26 protein-coding genes are annotated in these 25,533 nt (G+C 66.6%); 14 read left to right on the forward strand and 12 right to left on the reverse strand.

What is annotated here, in order from left to right; genetic code table 11:
* Window positions 1-148 precede the first annotated feature (148 nt).
* Window positions 149-1,093, forward strand: a complete 945-nt coding sequence (locus NL241_RS04615; protein ID WP_487697319.1) for a manganese catalase family protein — start codon at window positions 149-151, stop codon at window positions 1,091-1,093.
* A gap of 51 nt (window positions 1,094-1,144) precedes the next feature.
* Here the strand turns inward: NL241_RS04615 and NL241_RS04620 are convergent, their stop codons facing one another.
* Complete coding sequence (locus tag NL241_RS04620; RefSeq protein WP_487697317.1) at window positions 1,145-1,744, reverse strand: TetR/AcrR family transcriptional regulator; 600 nt, start codon at window positions 1,742-1,744, stop codon at window positions 1,145-1,147.
* A gap of 106 nt (window positions 1,745-1,850) precedes the next feature.
* On the opposite strand from NL241_RS04620, the gene NL241_RS04625 reads away from it, so the two are divergent.
* The gene (locus tag NL241_RS04625) at window positions 1,851-2,564 is read left to right on the forward strand and encodes an SDR family NAD(P)-dependent oxidoreductase (RefSeq protein WP_487697316.1); all 714 of its coding nucleotides are present in this window, start codon (window positions 1,851-1,853) and stop codon (window positions 2,562-2,564) included.
* An 18-nt stretch (window positions 2,565-2,582) separates the two neighbouring features.
* Here the strand turns inward: NL241_RS04625 and NL241_RS04630 are convergent, their stop codons facing one another.
* Window positions 2,583-3,050 (reverse strand): MarR family winged helix-turn-helix transcriptional regulator, encoded by a 468-nt coding sequence (locus NL241_RS04630; RefSeq protein WP_494396899.1) that lies wholly within the window; start codon window positions 3,048-3,050, stop codon window positions 2,583-2,585.
* A 107-nt stretch (window positions 3,051-3,157) separates the two neighbouring features.
* Between NL241_RS04630 and NL241_RS04635 the strand changes: the two genes are divergently transcribed.
* On the forward strand, window positions 3,158-3,583 hold the full coding sequence (locus tag NL241_RS04635; protein WP_487697312.1) for a RidA family protein: 426 nt from the start codon (window positions 3,158-3,160) through the stop codon (window positions 3,581-3,583).
* A gap of 250 nt (window positions 3,584-3,833) precedes the next feature.
* Here the strand turns inward: NL241_RS04635 and NL241_RS04640 are convergent, their stop codons facing one another.
* Entirely contained in the window at window positions 3,834-4,682 is an 849-nt protein-coding gene (locus tag NL241_RS04640) for an NmrA/HSCARG family protein (RefSeq protein ID WP_494396900.1), read from the reverse strand.
* A 132-nt stretch (window positions 4,683-4,814) separates the two neighbouring features.
* Here NL241_RS04640 and NL241_RS04645 point away from each other — a divergent pair, with 132 nt between their 5' ends.
* From NL241_RS04645 to NL241_RS04655, 3 genes are all read left to right on the forward strand, one after another.
* Window positions 4,815-5,921 carry an alkene reductase gene (locus NL241_RS04645; RefSeq protein ID WP_494396901.1) on the forward strand — a complete coding sequence of 369 codons (1,107 nt, stop codon included), beginning with the start codon at window positions 4,815-4,817 and terminating at the stop codon, window positions 5,919-5,921.
* A 127-nt stretch (window positions 5,922-6,048) separates the two neighbouring features.
* A complete protein-coding gene (locus NL241_RS04650; RefSeq protein WP_494396902.1) occupies window positions 6,049-7,260 on the forward strand; it encodes an acetyl-CoA C-acetyltransferase in 1,212 nt (403 codons plus the stop codon).
* Window positions 7,261-7,272: 12 nt separating this feature from the next.
* A complete protein-coding gene (locus NL241_RS04655) occupies window positions 7,273-9,420 on the forward strand; it encodes a 3-hydroxyacyl-CoA dehydrogenase NAD-binding domain-containing protein (protein ID WP_487697306.1) in 2,148 nt (715 codons plus the stop codon).
* 54 nt (window positions 9,421-9,474) lie between these two features.
* Here NL241_RS04655 and NL241_RS04660 read toward each other — a convergent pair whose 3' ends face one another.
* From NL241_RS04660 to NL241_RS04670, 3 genes are read right to left on the reverse strand one after another with little or no spacing between them, the layout of a single operon-like run.
* Window positions 9,475-10,074, reverse strand: a complete 600-nt coding sequence (locus tag NL241_RS04660; RefSeq protein ID WP_487697304.1) for a class I SAM-dependent methyltransferase — start codon at window positions 10,072-10,074, stop codon at window positions 9,475-9,477.
* A gap of 4 nt (window positions 10,075-10,078) precedes the next feature.
* Window positions 10,079-10,504, reverse strand: coding sequence for a pyridoxamine 5'-phosphate oxidase family protein (locus NL241_RS04665; RefSeq protein ID WP_487697302.1), 426 nt, complete (start codon window positions 10,502-10,504; stop codon window positions 10,079-10,081).
* A 9-nt stretch (window positions 10,505-10,513) separates the two neighbouring features.
* Window positions 10,514-11,731: an FAD-dependent monooxygenase gene (locus NL241_RS04670; protein WP_494396903.1), complete on the reverse strand. Its 1,218-nt coding sequence runs from the start codon at window positions 11,729-11,731 to the stop codon at window positions 10,514-10,516.
* Between the two features lie 76 nt (window positions 11,732-11,807).
* On the opposite strand from NL241_RS04670, the gene NL241_RS04675 reads away from it, so the two are divergent.
* A complete protein-coding gene (locus NL241_RS04675; protein ID WP_494396904.1) occupies window positions 11,808-12,350 on the forward strand; it encodes a TetR/AcrR family transcriptional regulator in 543 nt (180 codons plus the stop codon).
* On the opposite strand, the gene biuH is transcribed toward NL241_RS04675, so the two are convergent.
* Window positions 12,347-13,060, reverse strand: a complete 714-nt coding sequence (biuH, locus tag NL241_RS04680; RefSeq protein ID WP_487697298.1) for a biuret amidohydrolase — start codon at window positions 13,058-13,060, stop codon at window positions 12,347-12,349. The two genes, NL241_RS04675 and biuH, sit on opposite strands and share 4 nt — an antisense overlap.
* A gap of 149 nt (window positions 13,061-13,209) precedes the next feature.
* On the opposite strand from biuH, the gene NL241_RS04685 reads away from it, so the two are divergent.
* The 7 genes from NL241_RS04685 to NL241_RS04715 all read left to right on the forward strand — a co-directional run bounded on the left by NL241_RS04685 (window position 13,210) and on the right by NL241_RS04715 (window position 20,079).
* Window positions 13,210-14,202: an LLM class F420-dependent oxidoreductase gene (locus tag NL241_RS04685; protein WP_494396905.1), complete on the forward strand. Its 993-nt coding sequence runs from the start codon at window positions 13,210-13,212 to the stop codon at window positions 14,200-14,202.
* 119 nt (window positions 14,203-14,321) lie between these two features.
* Window positions 14,322-14,735 carry a Zn-ribbon domain-containing OB-fold protein gene (locus NL241_RS04690; protein ID WP_487697295.1) on the forward strand — a complete coding sequence of 138 codons (414 nt, stop codon included), beginning with the start codon at window positions 14,322-14,324 and terminating at the stop codon, window positions 14,733-14,735.
* A 3-nt stretch (window positions 14,736-14,738) separates the two neighbouring features.
* Window positions 14,739-15,884: a thiolase family protein gene (locus NL241_RS04695; RefSeq protein ID WP_494396906.1), complete on the forward strand. Its 1,146-nt coding sequence runs from the start codon at window positions 14,739-14,741 to the stop codon at window positions 15,882-15,884.
* A gap of 36 nt (window positions 15,885-15,920) precedes the next feature.
* On the forward strand, window positions 15,921-16,394 hold the full coding sequence (locus NL241_RS04700) for a VOC family protein (RefSeq protein WP_494396907.1): 474 nt from the start codon (window positions 15,921-15,923) through the stop codon (window positions 16,392-16,394).
* A 57-nt stretch (window positions 16,395-16,451) separates the two neighbouring features.
* On the forward strand, window positions 16,452-17,819 hold the full coding sequence (locus NL241_RS04705; protein ID WP_487697290.1) for an MFS transporter: 1,368 nt from the start codon (window positions 16,452-16,454) through the stop codon (window positions 17,817-17,819).
* A 40-nt stretch (window positions 17,820-17,859) separates the two neighbouring features.
* The gene (locus tag NL241_RS04710; RefSeq protein ID WP_487697288.1) at window positions 17,860-19,437 is read left to right on the forward strand and encodes an FMN-binding glutamate synthase family protein; all 1,578 of its coding nucleotides are present in this window, start codon (window positions 17,860-17,862) and stop codon (window positions 19,435-19,437) included.
* 15 nt (window positions 19,438-19,452) lie between these two features.
* Window positions 19,453-20,079, forward strand: coding sequence for a trimeric intracellular cation channel family protein (locus NL241_RS04715; RefSeq protein ID WP_487697287.1), 627 nt, complete (start codon window positions 19,453-19,455; stop codon window positions 20,077-20,079).
* 2 nt (window positions 20,080-20,081) lie between these two features.
* Here the strand turns inward: NL241_RS04715 and NL241_RS04720 are convergent, their stop codons facing one another.
* From NL241_RS04720 to NL241_RS04740, 5 genes are all read right to left on the reverse strand, one after another.
* Window positions 20,082-20,537, reverse strand: a complete 456-nt coding sequence (locus NL241_RS04720) for a GreA/GreB family elongation factor (protein WP_487697285.1) — start codon at window positions 20,535-20,537, stop codon at window positions 20,082-20,084.
* An 86-nt stretch (window positions 20,538-20,623) separates the two neighbouring features.
* Complete coding sequence (locus NL241_RS04725) at window positions 20,624-21,877, reverse strand: NAD(P)/FAD-dependent oxidoreductase (protein ID WP_494396908.1); 1,254 nt, start codon at window positions 21,875-21,877, stop codon at window positions 20,624-20,626.
* A gap of 84 nt (window positions 21,878-21,961) precedes the next feature.
* Window positions 21,962-23,497: a PucR family transcriptional regulator gene (locus NL241_RS04730; RefSeq protein ID WP_494396909.1), complete on the reverse strand. Its 1,536-nt coding sequence runs from the start codon at window positions 23,495-23,497 to the stop codon at window positions 21,962-21,964.
* Window positions 23,498-23,509: 12 nt separating this feature from the next.
* Window positions 23,510-23,860 (reverse strand): VOC family protein, encoded by a 351-nt coding sequence (locus NL241_RS04735; RefSeq protein ID WP_494396910.1) that lies wholly within the window; start codon window positions 23,858-23,860, stop codon window positions 23,510-23,512.
* Entirely contained in the window at window positions 23,857-25,506 is a 1,650-nt protein-coding gene (locus NL241_RS04740) for a DNA repair helicase XPB (protein WP_487697279.1), read from the reverse strand. Before NL241_RS04740 ends, NL241_RS04735 begins: the two co-directional genes overlap by 4 nt.
* Window positions 25,507-25,533 lie beyond the last annotated feature (27 nt).

Below are 25,533 nucleotides of genomic sequence, written 5' to 3' on the forward strand. Positions count from 1 at the left end.
AGAACGCTGCTGCGGCAATACGCGGCGATGGACAACACGGCACACCCGGTGTCGCGTTCATCGAACGATGTTGGCAGGCCTAGTCATTGAGCGATCTGCGTGATGACGGCACGCTGCAACGCAGCGGGTGACCACAAAGGAGAAACTTGTGTATTTGCACACCGAGCAACTGATCAACGAGATCGCAGTCGACGAGCCGGATCCCGCCGCGGCAAACGCGTTGCAAGAAGGGCTGGGCGGACAGTTCGGCGAGATGCGCACGATGATGCAGTATCTGTTCCAGAGTATGAACTTCCGGGGCGACCCGAATTCCAAGCCGTACAAGGACCTGCTGCAAGGGGTCGGCACGGAAGAGATCAGTCACGTCGAACTGATCGGCACCACCATCGCCCGACTGCTCGACGGTTCACCGGAATACAAGGGCAAGAAAACCGATCCGGTGGACGAGCCGGGCGCCAAAGGCGCCACACCGCTGAAGATCGCCTTGGACCACAGCAACATTCACCACTACCTGGTGGGTGCGCAGGGCGCGCTGCCGGTCGATGCGGCCGGCAATCCGTGGCTGGGTTCCTACGTATACAACAGCGGCAACCTGGTGTTGGACCTGCTGTACAACCTGATGCTCGAGTCGACGGGCCGGCTGCAGAAGTGCCGGATCTATGAGATGACCGACAACAAGGCGGCGCGTTCCACCATCGCGTACCTGATCGTGCGTGACCAGGCGCACGAGAACGCGTTTGCCAAGGCGTTGGAGAGCCTGGGCGTCAACTGGGGTTCGGTGCTACCGATTCCGAAGACCAATGCCGAGCAGTTCCCCGAGGTGAAGAAACTGCTCGACCTGGGACTGCAGTCCATTCAGTACACCTTCAGCGCCGACGAACAGAGCCAGGCCGCCAAGTTGTATCGCGGTGCTTCCCCGTCCAACGACGGCACCGAACTCAGTACGGCGATCATGCCGCAGGGCGTCCCCATCACGATTGCACCGGAACGCCGGGAAGAGTTCGCTCCTGGCCTGGACAAAGAACTGCTCGCCCTGATTCAGGCGACGGCCGAAGTCGAGATCGCCTCGGCCTCCAGTCCCGCGGCGAATTAGCCCGGCTCGCGGTGAGCGGCGTGTGCCGCTCACCGCGCTTACCGCCGAGCGCTACGGCAAAATCGGCGCCGGCTGGGGGAGCGGGTGTGCGCCTTGGGGGCGCAGCCCGTCGAACATGATGGCAAGGTACCGCTGCCACAGCAATGGTGCGGGGGCGGAGAGGTTTTCGACGACGTGAACCGGCGCGCACATCATCAGGAAGACATCGGCTTCGGTGATGTCGGACCGGATGGCACCGCTTTCACGCGCCCGGGCCACCAGCGTCTCGAGGTTCTGGTGCAGCTGGTCGCGAACCTCGGTCACCCGCGGATCGCGTTCGCTGGCTGACTGAAGGAAGGTCAGATCGTGGCGCTGGCGCTGGTCGGCGGCGACGGTCAGGAACTCCAGCAGTGCCGCTCCAGGATCGGTCGCGTCGGCAAGCCGACGTGCCGCGTCGGTGAGCGCCGTGATGTGCTGCACGACGATGGACGCGATCAGATCCTCTTTCGTGGCGAAATGCCGGAACACCGTTGCCTTGGCCACGCCGGCTCGACGCGCGATGTCGGCGACCGAAGCGGACAGGCCTCGTTCGGCGAATTCGTCCTCCGCAGCGGCCAACAGCGACTCCCGATTGCGGGCAGCATCCGCGCGCACGGGACGGGTCGAGGTCATCCCGCCAGCCTAGCAAGTTGACCGCACGGTCATCTTATGGCAGCGTGGGTGCGACAACATGACCGATTGGTCACTTTCTCGATTCTTGAATCTCGTTGGAGGACACATGGATTTGCGTGGAGCGACGGCGCTGGTGACAGGTGCGAACAGGGGGATCGGTCATTACTTCGCTGTCGAGCTGCTTCGGCGAGGAGCCAAGGTGTACGCGACGGCGCGGCGCCCCGAACTGGTCGACGTCGCCGGTGCCGAGGTGGTGCGGCTCGACATCACCGACCAGGCATCGGTCGACGCGGCTGCGGCGCTGGCCGATGACGTGAACCTGCTGGTCAACAATGCTGCCGACACCGCCGGCGGCAATCTGGTGACCGGTGATCTGGCTGCCATTCGGTCCACCATGGATTCGAATTACTACGGCACCCTCGCGATGATCCGGGCGTTCGCCCCCGTCCTGGCGCGCAATGGAGGCGGCGCCATCCTCAACGTGCTGTCGGCCGCGGCGTGGACCACCGTTGACGGCAACACCGCGTATGCCGCTGCAAAATCGGCGGAGTGGGGTCTGACCAACGGCGTGCGGCTGGAACTGCAGGCGCAGGGCACGCACGTCGCTGCCCTGGTCCCCGGATTGGTAGGCACCCAAACGCTTTTCGACTTCGCGGAAGCGCACGGCATCGAATTCGCCGACGGCGCGGTGACCGATCCCGAGGACCTGGTACGGCTGGCACTCGACGGTCTGGAGGCCGGTGATATCGAGATCCTCGACCCGCTGGCGGCGGAGGCCAAGGCAAGCTTGGCCGGGCCTCCGCGCGCATTCAGTCTGTAGGCCCGGCCGCGCCCGCGGCTACCCGAGCCCGGGCGGGACCACCCGCAGTCTGTCGGCGATGCGGGTCAGGGCGCGCAGGTCCGTGGGGGACAGGGGGTCCAGAACGAATTCCCGCACGGACGCCACGTGGATCGGAGCCGCCTCGACCACCAGTCGGTAGCCCGCGTCGGTGAGCGCGGCAATGGTGTACCGCCCGTCATCCGGGTCGGGGGAGCGGGTGGCCCAGCCGCGCTGCTCGAACCGCTTCACGACGTTCGACAACCGGGACAGGGATCCGTTGGCCAGGAACGCCAATTCGCTCATGCGGATTCGGCGCTGCGGCGCTTCGGAGATGTGGCTCAACGTCAGGTACTCGAACAGTGTCAGATCCAGGTGTCGTAGCGACGATTCGAGCTTGCCCGGCATCAACAGCATCAGTGAGACCAGCCCCGTCCACGCCTCCTTCTCCTCCTGCGTGAGCCACTTCGGTTTCTCGCTGCGAGCCATTCCTGCACACTATCGGGCGCCTCGTCTCCTTGGAATAACTTCACGCATGAAGTCATTGGGTGTTAGTGTCAGTTCAAGCGTGAAGTAATGATGAGAGGTGGTCGGTCATGTCCGAGGTCGAGTTCTTCGTCACACCCGGGTACGGCGAGAAGTTCCGGGAGTCTCTGCACTACAGCCAGGCCGTGCGCATCGGGAACCGCGTCGAGATCTCCGGCCAAGGTGGCTGGGACGACGATCTGAACTTCCCCGACTCCCTCGAAGAGGAGATCGCGCGGGCGTTCGAGAACGTGGAACGCACACTCGCTACGGCCGGCGCAAGCTGGCGCGACGTCGTGCACGTGAACTCCTATCACGTGGCCAGTGAGCCGGAAGTCATCACCGGTGCCCACAACAGCGTCATGACCGCTCAGTTCCGCAAGTGGATGCCCGACCGGGCACCGATCTGGACCCAGACCGGTGTCTCCGTGCTGGCGGCGCCGAAGATGCGTGTCGAGATTCGCGTCACCGCGGTGATCGGGAGCGGTGACAACTAGAGCGGCCCGTCGGTGGTGTCGAGGCCGCCGCGCAGGGAGGCGCTGTCGCGTTTCGGGGCTCGCCCGAAATGGCGGGTGTATTCGCGACTGAATTGGCTGGGGCTGCCACACCCGTCTGGGCCATGTCGCCCACGTCGACGACTCGCCCGGCATCGGAGACGGCGTGATGTCCTATGCGCTGGATCCCGTTCGCGCTCAACGTTTGTGGGCCAAGAGCGAAGAGCTTGTCGGAGAACGGTTCTGATCTGCGTCAGCGCAACAGCGGCAGCAGATCGGTGTTGATCCAGTCGGTGAAGCTCTGCCACCCGATTTGCGGATACCGGGTATGCAGTGTCGCGATGTCGACGGTGTATCCGCTGCGGGCCAGGAAGCCGAACATCGCTCGCATGTCCTCGGAGCCGATGTCGTCGGGGTCGCTGGTGGCCAGCCGCACCGGCCGGCCCAGCGCCCCGGAAAGCGCGGAGGCCATGTCCTGGGGTGTCGGCTCGTCGGAGGCGATGTCGATACGCGCACCGCGGACGCGATCGGGATCGGCCAGCGCAGCGGCCACGAAGCGACCGAGATCCCGGCGTGACAACTGCTGCAGCTTGACGTCCGCGGGCAGCGGGAGTGCCAACACCCCCGCTGCGATGTCGGCAAGGCCTCCGAGCATGTTGTCGTAGAAGTAGGACGGACCCACGATGGTGTAGGACAGCCCGGACTCGGCCAGTGCCGCCTCCACTCGGGCCTTGCTCTCGAAATGCGGAATACCGGTGTGCTGATCGGCATCGGCCACCGACGAGAACACCAGGTGCGGCACCTTGGCTGCCAGCGCGGCATCCACAATCGTCCTGCCCTGCGTCACCTCGGCGTCCGGACCGTCCTCGAACGGCGTCGTCAGCGCGTAGGCCCCGTCGACTCCGCGCAACGCCGCCGTCACGGAGCCCGGATCGGACAGGTCGGCGGCGACCACCTCAACCCCGGCAGCGGCCAGCTGCCGCGCTGCGCGCGAGTCGGTGCGGCGGGTGATGCCACGGACCGTCGCCCCCTGCTCCAGCAGCGCCGTGACCACCGCGCCACCTTGTGCGCCGGTGGCTCCCAATACCGCGAAGTGGCTCATCCGTTCACCCGGGTGGGCCGTGAAGCCAGCTCCTGTGCCATCGGACCATCATCGTCCACGACGCCACCGCTGGCTACGGCCCGGCAATCACACCGGGGAATGGATGAGCCGCTGCGTGCGCTTTAGTCCAGCATGACCTTCACCCTCGCCAGTGACTCAGCGCTGCTGAAAACCATCCAGATCGGTGACACCGCTGCCGAGAACCGAATCTTCATGGCGCCGTTGACCAGATCACGCGCCGACGCCGATGGCACACCGTCGTCCCTGGCCGCGCAGTACTACGCGCAGCGCGCCGCTGCCGGCCTCATCATCTCCGAGGCCACCGCCGTGTGTGAGCAAGCCAACGGTGCCTACATGAACACCCCCGGCATCTACACCGACCGCCATCAAGAGAAGTGGTCCGAGATCGCCTCGGCGGTGCATCAGGCCGGCGGCAAGATGTTCGTGCAGCTGTGGCACGTCGGCCGGATGGCGCATCCTGACATCAGCGGTTTCGAGACCGTGGGTCCGTCGCCCATCGCCGCGGACATGCTGACGCACACACCAGAAGGCAAGAAACCACTGCCGGTACCGCGGGCGTTGACCGTCCCGGAGATCCAGTCGATCGTCGGGCAGTTCCGTTCTGCCGCACGCCGCGCCGTCGACGCCGGGATGGACGGGGTGGAGATCCATGGCGCCAACGGCTATCTGCTGCACGAGTTCTCGTCGGATGTGGTGAATCAGCGCACCGATGAATACGGCGGTTCGCCGGAGAACCGGGCCCGCCTGACGGCCGAGGTGGTCGAGGCCGTCGCCGATGAGATCGGCGCGGGCCGGGTGGGTCTGCGGATCTCACCTGGGAACAGCGCCGGTGACATGCACGAGAACGACACCGTGAGCACCTACGACGCGCTTCTGGCCCGCATCGCGCCCCTGGATCTGGCGTACCTGCATCTGCTGATCCACCCGGAGGATCCCGCCTTCGGTGCGCTGCGCGGCGCGTGGCCCGGGCCGGTGGTGCTCAACACCGGCCGCGACCGCGACGACAGCTTCTGCCAGCTGGAGGAGCTCGCGGACTGGGGTGTCATCAGCGCTGCGGCGGTGGGCCGTCCGTTCCTGGCGAACCCGGACCTGATCGAGCGGCTGATCGTGGGGGCCGAACTCAACGAACCCGACGTCGCGACGTTCTATGCCCCCGGCCCGGCCGGTTACATCGACTACCCGACGTTGGCGGAGTTGCAGGAGCCGCGGTCGGCGTAAGTCCTGCGCAGGTTCACGGCCGTGACCAGGCTCCCAACCAAACGGTTGGGCGAGGCTGCTAGCATCGCGGTCAGAGCACGGGTGCATGCCCGTGACAACCAACCTGAACAGGACCTGGAGACAGCACATGTCCGAAGAAGCCTTCATCTACGAGGCCATTCGTACCCCGCGCGGCAAGCAGCGCGGCGGCTCCCTCAACGAGATCAAGCCGGTCAACCTGGTCGTCGGCCTGATCGACGAGATCCGTGCTCGGTACCCCGACCTGGACGAGAACCTGATCAGCGACGTCATCCTCGGCGTCGTCTCGCCCGTCGGCGACCAGGGTGGCGATATCGCCCGCACCGCCGCATTGGTGGCCAAGCTGCCCGAAACCACCGGCGGCTTCCAGCTCAACCGCTTCTGCGCCTCCGGCCTCGAAGCCGTGAACACCGCCGCGCAGAAGGTCCGCTCCGGCTGGGACGACCTGGTGCTCGCCGGTGGCGTCGAATCCATGAGCCGCGTCCCGATGGGCTCCGACGGCGGCGCCTGGGCGTCCGATCCCGAGACCAACTACCGCATCGGCTTCGTACCGCAGGGCATCGGCGCCGACCTGATCGCCACCATCGAGGGCTTCTCCCGCGATGACGTCGACGCCTACGCACTGCGCAGCCAGCAGAAGGCCGCCGCGGCCTGGTCGGGCGGTTACTTCGCCAAGTCCGTCGTCCCGGTCAAGGATCAGAACGGCCTCGTCGTGCTCGACCATGACGAGCACATGCGCCCCGACAGCAGCCTCGAAGGCCTGGCCAAGCTGAAGACGGCGTTCGACGGCATCGGCGCCATGGGCGGCTTCGACGATGTGGCGCTGCAGAAGTACCACTCGGTAGAGAAGATCAACCACGTCCACACCGGCGGCAACAGCTCCGGCATCGTGGACGGCGCCGCCCTGGTGCTCGTCGGATCCGAGAAGGCCGGCCTGTCGCAGGGACTGACCCCGCGCGCCCGCATCGTGGCCACCGCCACCAGCGGCGCCGATCCCGTCATCATGCTCACCGGCCCCACCCCGGCCACCAGGAAGGTGCTGGACCGCGCCGGGCTGACGGTCGGCGACATCGACCTGTTCGAGCTCAACGAGGCGTTCGCCTCCGTGGTGCTGAAGTTCCAGAAGGACCTGGGCATCCCGGACGAGAAGCTCAACGTCAACGGTGGCGCCATCGCGATGGGCCACCCGCTGGGCGCCACCGGCGCCATGATCACCGGAACCATGGTCGACGAGCTCGAGCGCCGCGGCGCCCGGCGTGCCCTGATCACGCTGTGCATCGGCGGCGGCATGGGTGTGGCCACCATCATCGAGCGCGTGTAGGGGAGAACAACAATGGCTGAGAACACCATCAAGTGGGACCAGGATGCCGACGGCATCGTCACGCTGACGTTGGACGACCCCACCGGGTCGGCCAACGTGATGAACGAGCACTACAAGGAATCCATGCACAAGACGGTGGAACGTCTTGTCGCGGAAAAGGATTCGATCACCGGCGTGGTGATCGCCAGCGCCAAGAAGACCTTCTTCGCCGGCGGTGACCTCAAGGGCATGATCAACGTGGGCCCCGATGACGCCGCGGCCTCGTTCGCCGAGGTGGAGTTCATCAAGGCCGACCTGCGCAAGCTGGAGACCCTGGGCAAGCCCGTGGTCGCGGCCATCAACGGCGCTGCGCTCGGCGGCGGCCTGGAGATCGCGCTGGCCACCCATCACCGCATCGCCGCCGACGTCAAGGGTGTCGTCATCGGCCTGCCCGAGGTCACCCTGGGCCTGCTGCCCGGTGGTGGCGGCGTGGCCCGCACCGTGCGCATGTTCGGCATTCAGAAGGCCTTCATGGAGGTGCTCTCGCAGGGCACCCGGTTCAAGCCCGGCAAGGCCAAGGAAATCGGCCTGGTCGACGAATTGGTGTCCAGCGTCGAGGAATTGGTGCCCGCCGCCAAGGCGTGGATCAAAGCCAACCCGGATGCGCACACCCAGCCGTGGGACCAGAAGGGCTACAAGATGCCGGGCGGCACGCCGTCGCACCCGGCGCTGGCCGCGATCCTGCCGTCGTTCCCGGCGCTGTTGAAGAAGCAGCTCAAGGGTGCTCCCATGCCGGCCCCGCGCGCGATCCTGGACGCGGCCGTCGAGGGTGCGCAGGTGGACTTCGACACCGCCACCCGCATCGAGAGCCGCTACTTCACCTCGCTGGTCACCGGCCAGGTGGCCAAGAACATGATCCAGGCGTTCTTCCTGGACCTGCAGTACATCAACTCCGGTGGTTCGCGGCCCGACGGCATCGCCAAGCAGGAGATCCGCAAGATCGGCGTGCTGGGCGCGGGCATGATGGGCGCCGGCATCGCCTACGTCTCGGCCAAGGCCGGTTATGACGTTGTGCTCAAGGACGTTTCGCTCGAAGCCGCCCAGAAGGGCAAGGGCTACTCCGAGAAGTTGGAGGCCAAGGCACTCGAGCGTGGCCGCACCACCGAGGAAAAGTCCAAGGCACTCCTCGGCCGCATCACCCCGACCGGTGACCCGCAGGACCTCAAGGGCGTCGACTTCGTGATCGAGGCCGTCTTCGAGAACCAGGAACTCAAGCACAAGGTGTTCCAGGAGATCGAGGACATCGTCGAACCCAACGCGCTGCTGGGCTCCAACACCTCCACGCTGCCCATCACCGGGCTGGCCACCGGCGTCAAGCGCCAGGAGGACTTCATCGGCATCCACTTCTTCTCACCGGTGGACAAGATGCCGCTGGTGGAGATCATCAAGGGCGAGAAGACTTCTGACGAGGCGCTGGCCCGGGTGTTCGACTACACGCTGGCCATCGGCAAGACGCCCATCGTGGTCAACGACAGCCGCGGCTTCTTCACCAGCCGCGTCATCGGCACCTTCGTCAACGAGGCGCTGGCCATGCTCGGCGAAGGTGTGCCCGCGGCCAGCATCGAGCAGGCGGGTTCCCAGGCCGGTTACCCGGCCCCGCCGCTGCAGCTGTCCGACGAGCTGAACCTGGAACTGATGCAGAAGATCGCCACCGCCACCCGCGTGGCCGTCGAAGAGACCGGGGCCACCTACGAGCCGCATCCGGCCGAGGCCGTCGTGAACACGATGATCGAGGCCGGCCGCCCGTCGCGGCTCAAGGGGGCGGGCTTCTACGAGTACGTCGACGGCAAGCGCGTCGGCCTGTGGGAAGGCCTGGCGGACACGTTCAAGTCGGGCTCTGCCGATATCCCATTGCAGGACATGATCGACCGCATGCTGTTCGCCGAGGCTCTGGAGACCCAGAAGTGCCTTGACGAGGGTGTGCTGACCTCCACCGCCGATGCCAACATCGGCTCGATCATGGGCATCGGTTTCCCGCCCTACACCGGGGGCAGCGCGCAGTTCATCGTGGGCTACGAGGGTGAGCTCGGCGTCGGCAAGGACGCGTTCGTGGCTCGCGCCAAGCAGTTGGCCGAGCGTTACGGCGAGCGTTTCAACCCGCCGGCATCGCTGCTGTCCTAGCCGCAAAACTTCAAAGCCCCTGTGACAACGGCGTCGCAGGGGCTTTGTCGTGTGTCAGCGGCGGGTGAACAGGTAGAACCGCGCCGGGTTCTTCCCGGTGTGGTCCATCGCGGGTTCGTCTCCGCTGGAGACCAACATCCAGTGCGCCGAGAACCGCCGCTCCACGTCCTGGGGTGCGATACCGGGCACCCCGAATGACGCGCCCGGTACGAACTCCACGAGCAGCAGATGCGCGGCCGGGCCGGCGACGGCGGTGACTTCCCGGACGTAGGCGTCGCGGTCGTCGTCGCTCATACCGTGCAAGCACCCGTTGTCGACGATCAGGTCGAAACCGCTGCCTTCCCGGGAAACAACGCCGTCGGCGCGCAACCGGGTGGCATCGGCTCGGCGGACGGTGACGTCCACACCCGCTACCGCGGTCTTGGCGCGGGCCCGCTCGACCGCCCGGGCCACGTAGTCGACACCGGTGACCTGCCAGCCGTGCTGGGCGAGGTAGATGCAGTTGTCACCGGTACCGCAGCCGATGTCGAGTGCCCGCCCCGGCTCGAGGCCGCTTTCGACGAGTGTGCGCAGACTTCCGGCCAGTGGGTGTCCGTCCCAGGGCGTGAACCCGAGACGGTAGAACAGTCGAAACAGCCGGTGACGGGACGGCACGTGTTCAGAAGCTGCCCAGATCCGACGAGAACCAGCGCTGCGGTTGCATGTAGATGGCCACGTGCTCACCCAGGTTTTCGTGGGCGAATTTCAGGTACCTTTCCGCGGCCTCCCCGCTGAGGTAGCGGTACGTCATCTCTTCGACCTGGGCATCGGTACCCGGCTCGATACGGCTGACCGCGCCGTCGACCGCGACGTAGCGGGTGGTGGGTTCGAGCCGGTCGACCATCAGGGAGAAGAACCCCGTGGCCTCGATCAGCCGCGCCTTGCGGGATGCCGGGCCGGTGAGAATCCACGGCTCGCCACCCGGGGTGTACTGATACCAGATGGGCACGGTGAGGGGCCCGTGCGTGTCGCCGGAACTCACACCCAACGCGGCGATGTGCGGCTCGGCCAGGAACTGTTCACGTTCTTCTTGCGAAAGGGCCATGGCGCCAGGCTAGCCACGACGGCCGACAGGTACGGCATACTCGGGAATCTCGATCGAGTCGTAGAGCCGAATTCCCTTGTCATTGAGGCCCGCCAGGGCCGCGGTCACGGGTGTGGGCAGCAGTGAGATCAACTGACCAGCGCCGATCAGAGCCCGCACACCCCATCGTGAGGACGGCAGGATTCCTTTCGCCATGCTCTTGGCCAGTGCGCGGCTGCCGATCACCGCCGGGCGCATCACCTTCTCGTAGGCAGCGAAGGCCGCGGTGTGGTCCGTGCCCGCACGTTCCAACTCGCCGGCCAGGACATAGGCGCCCACGACCGCGAGGCTGGTGCTGCCGCCCACGGCGGGACCGGGGCAGTAGCCGGCGTCGCCCACCAGGGTCACCCGGTGACGTGACCACGTGGTCAGTTGCAGCTGGGTGATCGCGTCGAAGTAGAACGCCGGGGTGTCGTCCAGTTCGGCGAGCCACCGGTCCACGTCTGCGGACAACCCGCCGAACCGCTGCCGCAGCACCCGCTTGTGGCTCGCGGTGTCGCGGTGGTCGTACCGGAACGGATCGGTAGGGCGGAAGAGGAACACGGCGCGGGCGTCGTCGAGATGGTCGGCGGTGTAGATCATCGCAGTACGGCCGATATCGATGAATCCGGTCGAATCGCCCTCGCGGGCAAACGCTTTGGGGACTGACACCACGGCCAGGTAGGCGCCCAGGAATTCGGTGTGCCCGGCGTCCTCGCCGAAGACGAGACGACGAACCCCGGAGTGCAGGCCGTCGGCGCCGACCACGAGGTCGAACTGCCGAGGGCAGGTGTGGGCGAACGTCACCAGCCCGTCGTCGCCGATTCCGGTGATGTGATCGCCGAAGATGTATTCGACGTCGTGACGGCCGGCGTCGTAGAAGATCTCGCTGAGGTCGTCGCGCATGATCTCGACATGCTGCTTCGACAGGGCGGCGGTCACCTTGCGGTAATCGATGTGCGCAGCACGGGTGGCGCCCGCGCGGTGGAACAGCAGCCTTTGGGTGCCGGTGGCGTGATCGAGCACGCGGTCGCGAACCCCCATCTGGGTGGCAATGGTCATCGCGGGCCCGATCAGATCGATGGCGTGGCCACCGGTTTTACGCAGCGCGGGCGCTCGTTCGACCACAGTGACGTCGAATCCGCGGTGGTGAAGCCAGTAGGCCAGGACCGGTCCCGCAATGCTGGCGCCGGAAATCAGAACGTGCATGTCTCGTCCCCTTACTTAACGATCGGTAAGCTACGTCGAGCAGCTTACTTAACGATCGGTCAGTTAGGGTGGGTACGTGACGTCGCCACGATCGGACACCCGTCAGCGCATCCAGGAAGTGGCGCGCGAGCTGTTCGCGGTCAAGGGCGTGCAGCGCACCAGCCTGCAGGACATTGCCGCCCGGCTCGGCATCACCAAGCCCGCGCTCTACTACCACTTCAGCTCACGTGAGGCCCTGATACGTAGCATCGTGCAGCCGCTGATCGAAGGTGGTGAGCGCTATGTCCAGGCGTGTGAACAGCGGGCCGACCTGACGCCGCGTGAACTGCTCGAGGGGTACTTCGATTACTTCTACGACTGCCGCGCCGACTTGATCCTGGTGGTCTCCGAACTCAGTACGCTGGCCGATCTCGGCATGATCGACAGCATGCTGGCGGGGCGCGAACGCCTGGCGCGGTTGATCTTCGGCCCCGACCAGACGCTCGACCAAGCTGTCCGGGCGGTGATCGCCCTGGGCGGACTGCAGGATTGTTGCCTGCAGTTCCCGGACGCCCCCGCCGGGGCACTCCGCGCCGCGGCGGTCACCGGGGCGCTCGCGACGTTGGGGCTGATCGATTAGCCGACGGCGGCGGCTTCCGTGGCGCGTAGTCGGCTCAGCGCCTCGATGACGGCCGCGCTGGTGGCATGCGCGCCGAACACCCCGCCCTGCATGGTGATCATGTTCAGTGCCGCAACGTGGTTGGCGTAGTCGGTGGCGCCGGTGGCATCGGAGACCACCAGGCATTCGTAGCCCCGGTCGTTGGCGTCACGCATGGTGGTGTGCACACACACATCGGTGGTGATCCCGGTGAAGATGATGTGGGTGATCTGATTGCTCTTGAGTACCAGCTCCAGGTCCGTGGCGTAGAAGCTGCCCTTTCCCGGCTTGTCGATCACGGGTTCGCCTGGCAGCGGCGCCATTTCGGGTACCAGCTCCCACCCTGGCTCGCCGCGGGTCAGGATGCGGCCGCACGGACCGAGTGACCCGATCTCGGCTCCGATCTGCGCCGAGCGCCACCGCTTGTTCGGCGGGAGATCCGACAGGTCGGGCCGATGCCCCTCCCTGGTGTGGATGATGAACAGGCCGGCGGCGCGCGCGGCGCGCAGGACATCCTGAGCCGGGCCCAGCGGTGTGCGGGTCAACGTCAGGTCATAGCCCATCGCGTCGACGTAGCCGCCCTTGCCGCAGAAGTCGACCTGCCAGTCGATGTTGATCAGCGCCGTGCGCCCGGCCGGGATGTCGCCGTCGTACGGCCAGACATACGGGTTGGCGTCGATGGTGACGGTCATGCGCTCTCCTTCGTCAGTGCCGCACGCCGCGACCGCAACAGGTCGACAACGATGATGGCACCGATCGGCGGGCCCAGCACGCCGAGGATGTCCAGCCAGGGATGCGGGGGGCGTACCCCACTTGCCGCATCGGGCTAAAGTGGGACCCCATGCGCTTCGGATTGTTCATCCCGCAAGGCTGGCGTCTGGATCTGGTCGGTATCGACGCGAGAGAGCAGTGGGCGGTGATGAGCGAGCTCGCCACGTACGCCGACAACACCGAGGCGTGGGATTCACTGTGGGTGTATGACCACTTCCACACCGTGCCGGTGCCCAGCAATGAAGCCACCCACGAAGCGTGGTCTTTGATGTCGGCGTACGCGGCCACCACGTCGCGAATCAAACTCGGCCAGATGTGTACCGCCATGAGCTACCGCAACCCGGTGTACCTCGCCAAGGTGGCGGCCACCGCCGACATCATCTCCGGTGGCCGGGTGCAGATGGGCATCGGCGGCGGCTGGTACGAACATGAGTGGCGCGCATACGGTTACGGCTTCCCTTCGGCCGGAGAGCGGCTGGCCCGCCTGGATGAGGGCGTGCAGATCATGCGCGACGCGTGGCGCGACGGCGTGGTGAGCTTCGACGGCAAGCACTATCAGGTGGACGGCGCGATCGTCGCCCCGAGGCCGTTGCAGGACAACGGTATCCCACTGTGGATCGCCGGCGGGGGTGAGAAGGTGACGCTCCGCATCGCGGCGAAGTACGCCCAGTACACCAACTTCGCCTCGGCCCCGGATGTTTTCGAGAACAAGTCGCAGATCCTGGCCGGGCACTGCCGTGACGTCGGCACCGACTTCGATGCCATCGTGCGCTCCTCCAACGTCAACGTGGTGATCGGTTCGTCGGAGGCCGACGTCGTGGACCGGCTCGAGCGGGTGCGTTCCCGGATCTCCGGTGTGGCCGGCGACCAGGCCACCGACGCGATGATCTCGTCGATGAGCGGCCCGGGATCCGGCGCCGGAACTGTCGAGCAGGTGGTCGAGACGTTGCAGCGCCTGCGCGGCCTGGGCTGCGAGTACGTCATCTGCTACTTCCCCGAGGCCGCCTACGACCGGTCCGGTGTCGAGCTCTTCGCCAACGAGGTCATCCCCGCCCTGCAGTAAAACCTCCCGTCGCGTCGGTGCGGTACAGCCCGCACTTATGAGAATGCCATTTCCGTCTTCGGTAACTGTATTGTACGATTCCGAAAGCGGATTATTGGTTGGTGTGCGGAGGATGTTCGATGCAGAAGGCCCTCGCGCCAGAGATCTCGACCTGGCCCGAAGAGAACCCCCAGTTGATCGGTAGTCAGTGCGGAAGTTGTTCAGCGACAACCTTTCCCGCTCAGGACTACTGCCCAAGGTGTAGCAGTGACCAGATGTCGCAGCTGCTGCTGCCGCGCCGCGGCACCGTGATCGCCTGGACGACGCAGGGCTTTCCGCCCGGCGCGCCCTATGCCGGACCCACGGGCAAGGACTTCGTGCCATTCGGGGTCGGGCTGGTGCAACTCGGAGATCTGATCCGGGTCGAGGGGCGGCTGACCGAAAACGATCCGGCCAAACTGCGGTTCGGCCAGGAGGTGGAGCTGACGATGATCCCGTTCACCACCGACACCGACGGCAACGAGGTCGTCACGTTCGCATTCAAGGCGGTGTGAGGCATGAGTGAAGAAGTAGCGATCATCGGTGTGGGTCTGCACCCCTTCGGCCGCTTCGACAAGACCGCCATGCAGATGGGCGCCGAAGCCATCCAGCTCGCGCTCAAGGACGCGGGCGTCAGCTGGAAAGACATCCAGTTCGGGTTCGGCGGAAGCTACGAGGTGTCCAACCCGGATGCCGTCACCCGCCTGGTGGGCCTGACCGGCATCACGTTCACCAACGTCTTCAACGCCTGCGCCACCTCGGCCAGTGCCATCCAGCAGACCGCCGACACCATCCGGCTCGGCAAGTACGACATCGGCATCGCCATCGGACTGGACAAGCACCCGCGCGGCGCCTTCACCGACGATCCCGCCAAGCTGGCACTGCCGCAGTGGTACGCCGAGAACGGTCAGTTCGTCACCACCAAGTTCTTCGGGATGAAGGCCAACCACTACATCCACAAGCACAACATCAGCCAGGAAACCCTGGCTCGGGTGGCCAACAAGAACTTCCGCAACGGCGTCATCAACCCGAACGCTTTCCGCCGCAAGGAAATAACGGTAGAGGACATCCTGAACTCGCCGGCGTTGAACTACCCGCTGACGCAATACATGTTCTGCGCTCCCGACGAGGGCGCGGCCGCGGTGATCATGTGTCGCGGCGACATCGCGCACAAGTTCACCGACAAGCCGGTGTACGTGCGCGCCAGCGAGATTCGCACCCGGACATTCGGCGCCTACGAAGTGCACGCCACCTCGGCGCCGCTCGACGAGGACGTCTCGCCCACGGTGTACGCGTCGAAGGCCGCCTACGAGGCCGCCGGAATCGGCCCCGAGGACGTCGACATCGCGCAGTTGCAGGACACCGACGCCGGCGCCGAAGTGATCCACATGGCCGAGACCGGGCTGTGCGCCGACGGGGAGCAGGAGAAGCTGCTTGCCGACGGGGCCACCGAAATCCACGGCTCGATCCCCATCAACACCGACGGCGGTCTGATCGCCAACGGCGAACCCATCGGTGCATCGGGTCTGCGTCAGATGCACGAACTGGTGCGCCAGCTGCGTGGCGAGGCGGGGGAGCGGCAGGTACCCGGCAACCCGCGCGTCGGCCTGGCGCAGGTGTACGGCGCGCCCGGCACCGCGTCGGCCACCATCGTCAGCCTGTAACGATGAGTTTGCGGCGCCGCCGCAGTCGGTACGGGTATGACAACCATCACCCCATGCCTGTGGTTCGACAACAATCTCGAAGACGCCGCGCAGTTCTACACGTCGGTGTTCCCGAACTCCTCGATCGAAGGGGTCGTCCGGTACACCGAGGCCGGGCCCGGTAAACCCGGCGACATCTGCTACGGCACCTTCGTCCTCGACGGCCACCGCTTCCTGGGCATCAACGGCGGCCCGGAGTTCCGGTTCAGCGAGGCGGTCTCGTTCGAGGTGCGCTGCGCCGATCAGGACGGGGTCGACTACTACTGGTCCAAACTGACCGACGGCGGCGAGGAATCGCAGTGCGGCTGGCTCAAGGACCGCTTCGGACTGAGCTGGCAGATCGTGCCGGAACGCCTCTACGAGCTGATCGAGAGTTCTGACGCAGCGCGCGCCGCCGCCGCCACCACCGCGATGCTGGGGATGCGCAAGATCGTGATCTCCGAACTGGAAGCGGCCGTCGCATTGGTGTAACCGGAGCGCCCCTGCCAAGATGCCTTGGTTGCAACCATCGATCAGGGACGAGGGCAGATGAGCACGACCGACGCGAACCTGGTTGCCGGGGTTCCGCGCAGCCGCATCGTGGTGGCTTCGATGGTGGGCACCACCATCGAGTTCTTCGACTTCTACATCTATGCCACCGCGGCGGTGTCGGTGTTCCCGCACCTGTTCTTCCCCAAGGGCGACGGCACCGCCGCCCTGTTGGCGTCGCTGGCGACCTTCGGTCTCGCGTTCGTCGCACGCCCGCTCGGATCAATCCTGTTCGGTCACTTCGGCGACCGGGTTGGACGCAAGGCGACCCTGGTGGGCTCCTTGCTCACCATGGGTATCGCGACGTTCGCCATCGGTCTGCTGCCCACGTACGCCCAAGTGGGTGTGCTGGCCCCGGCGCTACTGGCGGTGATGCGTTTCGCCCAGGGCCTGGCGCTCGGCGGGGAATGGAGTGGCGCGGCACTACTGGCCACCGAGACCGCGAAACCCGGCAAACGCGCGTGGGCGGCCATGTGGCCGCAGCTCGGCGCACCGTTCGGCTTCCTGCTGGCCAACGGCCTGTTCCTGATCCTCATCATCGCGCTGGGACACAGCAACACCGAACCCGATCTGGACGGCGCGTTCCTCACCTGGGGCTGGCGGGTGCCCTTCCTGCTGTCGGCGATCATGGTGGCGATAGGACTGTATGTCCGGCTCAAGCTCACCGAGACGCCGGTGTTCGCCCGCGCCGTCGAGCGCGGTGAACGGGTGAAGACCCCACTGGCCGAGGTGTTCCGCAGCAGCTGGCGCCAGCTCATCATCGGCACCTTCGTCATGCTGGCCACCTACACGCTGTTCTACATCGTCACCACCTGGGCACTGAGCTACGGCACCGGGAAGCGGCCACCGGACGGCACCGGGCTGGGCTTCGGTTACGTCGACTTCCTCTACCTGCAGCTGATCTCGGTGCTGTTCTTCGCGGGCGCACTGCCGATCTCGGGCCTACTGGCCGACAAGTACGGCCGCCGCCGCACCCTGCTGGTGATCACCGCGGGAATCATCGTCTTCGGCGCCTGCTTCGGCCTGCTGCTCGGTACTCGCACCGAGGGCATGACGTTGTTGTTCCTGGTGGTCGGCATGACCTTGATGGGTCTGACGTTCGCACCGATGAGCGCGGTGCTGCCGGAACTGTTCCCGACCAACGTGCGCTACACCGGTTCGGGAATCTCCTACAACCTCTCCAGCATCCTCGGTGCCGCCGTTGCGCCCTTCATCGCGACGTATCTGGCCACCACCTACAGCGTCGGATGGGTGGGGGTGTACCTGGCCTCAGCTGCGGCCCTAACGTTCGTCGCGCTTCTGGTGATGCACGAGACCAAGGACACCAGCCTCGACGACGTGTCAGACGAGATGGCCGGCCGGCGCTAGAGGGCCGTTTCACCACCGGCTCACGGGGCAACCCGGCCACATGAGCCGAATCCTTCCTGCGGTCGCCGCGGTCGCCGCCTCTGCGGTGGCCGCGGTGGGCCTGCGTGATCTCGTGCAGAAAAACCACGCGCTCCTGCGCAATTTCCCCGTCCTCGGGCACGCCCGCTACCTACTGGAAGCCGTCGGTCCGGAGCTGCGGCAGTACATCGTCGCCGCCAATGACGAAGAACGCCCCTTCACCCGCGACCAACGCCGATGGGTGTACGCCTCGGCGAAGAAAGAGAACAACTACTTCGGCTTCGGTACCGACAACGACGTCGAGCACACCGCCGGCTACCCGGTGATCAAACACCGCACGTTCGGCCGGGCGATCCCCGCCTCGGCGCCGATGTCCGGCCATGAGGTCGAGGTGCCCTGCGCGAAAGTCATCGGCGCCGCACGGAACCGGCCGGGGGCCTTCCGTGCAAGGTCTGTCGTCAACATCTCGGCGATGAGTTTCGGGTCGCTCTCGGGTAACGCCATCGAGGCGCTCAACCGGGGAGCGGCGCTGGCCGACTGCCTGCACAACACCGGCGAGGGCGGTATCTCGCCCTATCACCGGCACGGCGGTGAACTCATCTTCCAGATCGGTACCGCCTATTTCGGCTGCCGCGACGACGAGGGCCGGTTCGACCTGGCCAGGTTGAAGGACCTGGTGGCCGGAGCTCCGGTACGTGCGCTGGAGATCAAGCTCAGTCAGGGCGCCAAGCCGAGCCTCGGCGGCCTGCTGCCCGCGCCCAAGGTGTCCGCGGAGATCGCCGCCACGCGCGGTATCCCGCAGGGGGTGGACTGTGTCAGTCCGTCACGGCATGCCGAGTTCTCCGACACCGACGGTCTTCTCGACTGGGTCGAGATGCTGGCCGCGGAAACCGGTCTGCCGGTGGGCATCAAGGCCGCCGTGGGTGACCTCGAGTTCTGGTACGAGCTCACCGACCTGATGCGCGACACCGGCCGTGGGGTCGACTTCGTCACCATCGACGGTGGCGAGGGCGGCACCGGCGCCGCGCCGCTGATCTTCACCGACAGCGTGTCGCTGCCCTTCCAACTCGGGTTCTCCCGGGTGTACCGGATCTTCGCCGAACGGGGTCTGCACGAGCAGGTCACCTTCATCGGCGGCGGCAAGCTGGGCCTGCCCGACAACGCGATCGTCGGCTTCGCGCTCGGCTGCGACATGATCAATGTGGCGCGCGAAGCGATGCTGGCCATCGGGTGCATCCAGGCGCAGAAATGTCACACCGACACCTGCCCCACCGGTGTCGCCACCCAGAACGCTTGGCTGGCACGAGGTTTGGTGCCCGAGGTCAAGGCCGAGCGGGCGGCCAACTACATCAAGACCCTGCGCCGCGACCTGGTCAAAGTGGCCGAAGCGTGCGGGGTGGAGCATCCCGGCCTGATCAGCACCGAATCGGTGGACATCCTCGACGGCCGTGCCAGCTCGTCCCCGCTGCACGAGGTGTACGGATATCACCCCGGCATGGGGCTGCCCTCGCCGGCCGACCGCGACGAGATCATCCGGTTGATGACGGCGCGTTCCGAACAGGGGGGCTCGGCACCGCCGTCCCCGATGGCCGTCGGTTGAGGTATACCTCGGGGCATGTCGACGGTATCGCCGCTGCTGCTGACGCTCGATTTCATCGGGACCTTCGTGTTCGCGCTCAACGGTGCGCTGACCGCGGTGCGGGCCGAGCGGCTGGACATCTTCGGCGTGATCACCCTCGGTATGTTCACCGGCCTCGGTGGTGGCACGATCCGCGACGTGCTGCTCGACGCGTTGCCCCCGGCGACGTTCGTTGACTGGCGGTACCTGGTCCTGGCCGCCGTCGGCGGACTCATCGCGTTCGTGCTCAGCCGCAGGTTGGAGCGGCTGAATATGCCGATCGTCGTCCTCGACGCCGTGGGGCTGAGCGTGTTCGCGGTGTTGAGTGCCTACAAGGCGCTGGACATGGGATTCGGTGTGTTGCAGGCGGTCATCGTCGGCACGATCACCGCGGTGGGCGGTGGGACTATCCGCGACGTGATGATCGGCCGGATCCCCACCGTCCTGCGAAGCGAGCTGTACGCCATCCCGGCGCTGATCGGCGCCGGATGCGCGGCGGCGGCCCACAGTGCCGGACACCATGGCACCGTGGCCGCACTCGGTTCCGCCGCAGTCTGTTTCGTGCTCCGGATGGTCGGTGTCTACTTCGACCTGCACGCTCCCCGCGCGCGTGGTCACCGTTGAGGTCAGCCGGTGTGAAGACCGTAGGGCACTGACTCGAGCAGCGTGACCTTCATCAATCGCCCGCTGGGCACCGAGTATTCGCGCTGATCACCCGGCCGGGCGCCCAGCAGTGCGGCACCCAGGGGAGAGGTGGTGGTGTACACCTCGAGCTCGCCGTACTCGGCGCCGCGGACGCCGAGCAGAAATGTCTCGGTCTCGTCGGTGTCGCCGAAGCGCACCGTCAGGACCATGCCCGGTTCGGCGACACCGTCATCGGGCGGGTCCTGTCCCACAACAGCGTTCAGCAGCAGATCGTGGATCCGCTGGATTCGGGTTCGGCGGGCCCGTTGCACGGCGACGGTGTTGGCGTCGTCGTCGTCCACCGGCTCGGTGGCGCTGAGGCTGTTCAGTAAGGCCAGTTCGGCCGTGAGCCGGCTGTGTGCCTGCGGTGTCATCCAAATCGGTTGTGCTGTTGTCATTTTCCCTCCCGGGTGAAGTGAGTTCGAGAATTGCCGTCAGGGGCGGGCCGATGCGCCGCCCCTGACGACTGGGTGCAAGTCCTAGATCAGCGCAGGGGGTCGACGGCTTGCAGTGCCGCGCTGCGCTTTCCGGTGTTGATCAGTTCGGCCATCCGCCGGCCGGTGGCCGGGCCGTGCGCCAGACCCCACATGCCGTGACCGCCGGCGACGAACACGCCGCGGGCCACCGCACCGATCAGCGGACGCCCATCGGAGGTGACCGGCCGGGGACCCACCCATTCGTCGCTGCGCTGGTCCCAGCGCACCCCGGTGAGCAACGGCGCGGCAGAGTCGACGATGGCAGCGATGCGGGCCGCGATGGCCGGCGCGTCGGGGTCGCGGAACTCCATGGTCCCCGCCACCCGCAGCGCACCCTGGTACGGCGTGCACGCCACCCGGACTTCGGGCAGGTACACCGGCCCCGGCACGGGGCGCTCCACGGGCACGGTGAACGAGTAGCCGCGCCCGGCGCGGACCGGTGTGCGGACCCAGCGCCCGGCCAGCCGCGACAGCCACGCCCCGGTGGCGAGCACGACGGCGTCCGCGCTCAGCGATGACCCGGCGCGCAGGCGCACCTGTACCTCGCGGGCCCCCGGTTGCACCTCGATGACCTCCCCTGAGGAGATGGTGGCGCCCAGCGACGTGACCGCGCCGGCGAGGGCGTGGGTGAAGCGGCCCGGGTCGACGAACCGCTGATTTTCGACACTCACCCCGATCGTGGCTGCCGGTGACGCCAGCGGTGTCTGATCGCGCAGTTCCTGCCCGGTGAGCCGCCGGTAGTCGAGGCTCTGACCGGCGCGCTGCAAGGCGCGGAGTTCGTCCATCACATGCTCGGCGTGGCGGGAATCGGTGAACAACGCCGTGATGGGCCCGTCGGTGGTCGGCACGTCGACCCCGTTGCCCGTCAGCACATCGAACGCCTCGAGGCACTCCTCGTTGAACGGCAGATTCGCCTGTACGGCACGGTCCCACGACGCGCGGCGGCAGTTGGCCGCAAACCGGATGAGGAACGACCACAATCCAGGGTCGGCACTGACCGGGATATGCAGTGGTGCAGCCGGATTCAGCAGCGAGCGCAGTCCGTAGGTCAACACGGACGGGTGGTTGAGCGGGATCGTCAGGGCCGGCGATATCCAGCCGGCGTTACCCCAGGACGCGCCGGCCGCGACACCGCTGCGGTCGATGACCGTCACCTCGACGCCGCGTTCGGCGAGGAACCACGCCGTGGACAAACCGACGATGCCCGCGCCCACCACGATCACCGAGCGCGGCCCCCCGTCGAACCCGTCGACGCCGCCCATCAGCTCACCTCCGTTGAATCCGCTGTCTCCATCGATGGTGGCGACTGCAACGGTGCACGGTGTTGGCCTGAGCTGACAATCTGACTATGGCTGTTTGTCGTTCCCGGACAACTCGTCGGTGGCGGCCAGTTCCACCGTCATGGCGAAACGCTTGCGTGCGTCGGTGAGATCGAGGTCGGTCACCTCGGCCATCTTGCGCATCCGATAGCGCACGGTGTTGTCGTGGACGCCCAGCCGAGCCGCGGCCTCGTGGAGATCGCCCTGGGCGGCCAGCCAGGCACGCAGAGTGGCGACGTACTGCGTGGCGTGCAGCTCGTCGTGCCGGCTCAGATCGCCCACCGGGCCACGCTGCGGGGTGCGGCCGAGACGTGCGGCGATCCGCAACCGCTGCAGCACGATGTCATCCCAGGACTCGTCGTACGCGGGTGCGTCGCCCGCGGCGTCGCCTCGCAGCTCATGCATCGCCAGGCACTCGTCGGCCTCGTCGCGCGCTGTGGGTAACTCCAAAACTGTTGCCATACCACTGATTCCGGCATGTATCAGAGATTCGCTCGGCAGCGCCGCCCGTAGGTCCTCGACCCAGCGCCGGGCGCTGCCGGCCGATTCGCCGGGCAGGATGGTGTAGACGGTGGTGGCCGCCAGGGTGCTGCGGCCGGGTCGGGACCAGCCGAACCCCGTGGTCGCGCGTTCGAATGCCATCAGAAGGGCAGCGTGCAGCTCCTCGCCGAGGCGCGCGCGCAGCGCGATGACCCGCAAACCGGAGGCAGGCAGCGCCAGCTTGCTGATGGCCGTGGGCGCATCGACGGTGCCGTCGAGCAGTCCGATCACCAGATCGGATTCCACCTGGCGTTCCAGATCTGCGCTGGCCCGCGACCGCAACAGATGCAACGCCACCATACGGGCGCCGTCGGTCAGGGCCCGCAGCCGCTCGCCCTCCAGCTCAGTGGGGCTGGCCACCCACAGCGAGCCCAGGACTTCCCGGCCGGCCCGCGCGGCCACCACCATGCGCCCCGACAGCCCGTCGGCCGGCGCCGGCGGAAGGAACACCGGGGTGTCCGATGTCGCGAGGTGCTTGGCCACGCCACGCGTGGCGAACAACGTGCGCAATCTCTGCGGCACCTCGCGGCCCAGGATGGTCTCGGCCCGGGCGCTGTCGGCGTGCTGCTGCAACCGTGAATACGCCAATACCCGGCCCTGGCGGTCCTCGATGGTGACGGCTCCGCCCACCGCGTCGGCCAGGCTGTCGGCCAGCGCGAACAGATCGGTGGGGCCGCGCCCGGATTCGGTTTCCCTGCCTTCGAGCACCAACCCGAAGACCACGGCGGCGACCTCGCTCCAGGAGACGTCGGCCGCGACCGTCATGATGGCGGTGTGCTCGGGGAGGTCAGCGACGTCGACGTCGTCTTCCCGGACCAGTAGTACTTTCGCGCGCGCCGCGCGGGCCCACACCAGGGCGGAGTCCAGGGGCCCGGCGCCGACTCCCAGGAACACATCGCCCACGACGTCGCGTTCCTCGTGCAGTACGACGGAGCGCAGTTCCGTCGAGCGCGGAATGGCACATGCTTTCAGCTGGATGCCGTAGCCGCCGAGCACGTTGATGAGCCGGTCCAAGGTGACCATGCAAGCCCCTGCTCAGGCGCGGTGGCTCAGCACGTTGACAACGCTGCCTGAGGCGTCGGCGAAGAAGAACCGCCGCACACCCCACTGCTCGTCACTGAGCGGGTGCACGATCTCCAGGCCGGCCTGTACTGCCGACTCGTAGGCGGCGTCCACGTCGTCAACCTCGACCGACACCGACGGATTGACCTGTGCCGTCCGGTCTTTGGTCATGAGGCTGAGCTGGTGCTGATTGTCCGCGCCGGCCAGCGTGACGATCCAACCGTGATCCATCACCACGGTCAAGCCGAGTGTGCGCGTGTATCCGGCGGCTGCCGACGTGATGTCGGCGACGGTGATGACGGGCACCACGCGGTGCACCGTCATACGGCGGGGCCCAGTAGATCGTCGGCGTCCTTGATGACGTAGCCGTACCCCTGCTCGGCCAGGAAACGCTGCCGGTGCGCGGCGTACTCGGCATCGAGACTGTCGCGGGCGACCACACTGTAGAACACCGCGCCGCCGCCGTCGGCCTTGGGGCGAAGCAACCGGCCCAGCCGCTGCGCTTCCTCTTGCCGCGAGCCGAAGGTGCCTGAAACCTGCACGGCCACAGATGCTTCCGGGAGATCGATGGAGAAGTTGGCGACCTTCGAGACCACCAACGTGCGGATTTCGCCGCGACGGAACTCGTCGAAGAGCTTCTCGCGTTCGGCGTTCTTGGTGGCACCCTGGATCACCGGGGCATCGAGTTCGGCACCGAGCTCATCGAGTTGGTCGAGATAGGCCCCGATGACCAGCGTCTGTTCCTTGGGGTGCTGCGCCAGGATGGATTTCACCACCGCGATTTTGGAATGCGCTGTGGCGCAGAGCTTGTAACGATCCTCGGGCTCGGCGGTGGCGTACAGCATGCGTTCGTTGTCGGTCATCGTGACCCGGACCTCGATGCACTCGGCCGGCGCGATCCAGCCCTGAGCCTCGATGTCCTTCCACGGCGCGTCGTAGCGCTTGGGGCCGATGAGGGAGAACACGTCACCTTCGCGGCCGTCCTCGCGGATCAATGTGGCCGTCAGGCCGAGCCGCCGGCGCGACTGCAGATCGGCGGTCATCCGGAACACCGGCGCCGGCAGCAGGTGCACCTCGTCGTAGATGATCAGACCCCAGTCGCGGCTGTCGAACAGCTCCAGATGCTTGTACTCGCCCTTGGTGCGGCGGGTGATCACCTGATACGTCGCGATGGTGACAGGGCGGATCTCCTTGCGCTCGCCGGAGTACTCGCCGATCTCCTCCTCGGTCAGTGAGGTCCGCGCGATCAGCTCCCGCTTCCACTGCCGGCCGGCCACGGTGTTGGTGACCAGGATCAAGGTGGTGGCCCCGGCCTTGGCCATGGCCGCCGCACCCACCAACGTCTTGCCCGCGCCGCAGGGCAGCACCACCACACCGGAACCGCCGGCCCAGAACGAATCGGCGGCCATCTCCTGGTAGTCGCGCAGATGCCAGCCGTCCTGGGCCAGTGTGATCGGATGGGCTTCGCCGTTGACATAACCGGCGAGGTCCTCGGCCGGCCAGCCGATCTTCAGCAGCATCTGCTTGACGCGGCCGCGCTCGCTCGGATGCACGACCACGGTGTCGGGATCGATACGCGCGCCGAGCATCGGCTGGATCTTCTTGTTGCGCAGCACCTCTTCGAGCACAGCGCGGTCCAGGCTGACCAGCGTCAGACCTTGGGTGGGGTGCTTGACCAGCTGCAGGCGGCCGTAGCGGGCCATGGTGTCGACGATGTCGACGAGCAGCGGCTGCGGCACCGCGTAGCGGGAGAAGCTCACCAACGCATCGACCACCTGCTCGGCGTCGTGGCCGGCGGCCCGGGCATTCCACAGGGCCAGCGGGGTGATGCGATAGGTGTGGATGTGCTCGGGGGCACGTTCCAGCTCCGCGAACGGGGCGATGGCCGCGCGTGCGGCACCGGCCTGCTCATGGTCGACCTCGAGCAACACGGTCTTGTCGGACTGGACGATCAGGGGTCCGTCGGTCACTTACGCCCCTCCTCACTGATTGCTGCG

It is taken from the genome of Mycolicibacterium sp. SMGY-1XX, assembly GCF_059132455.1.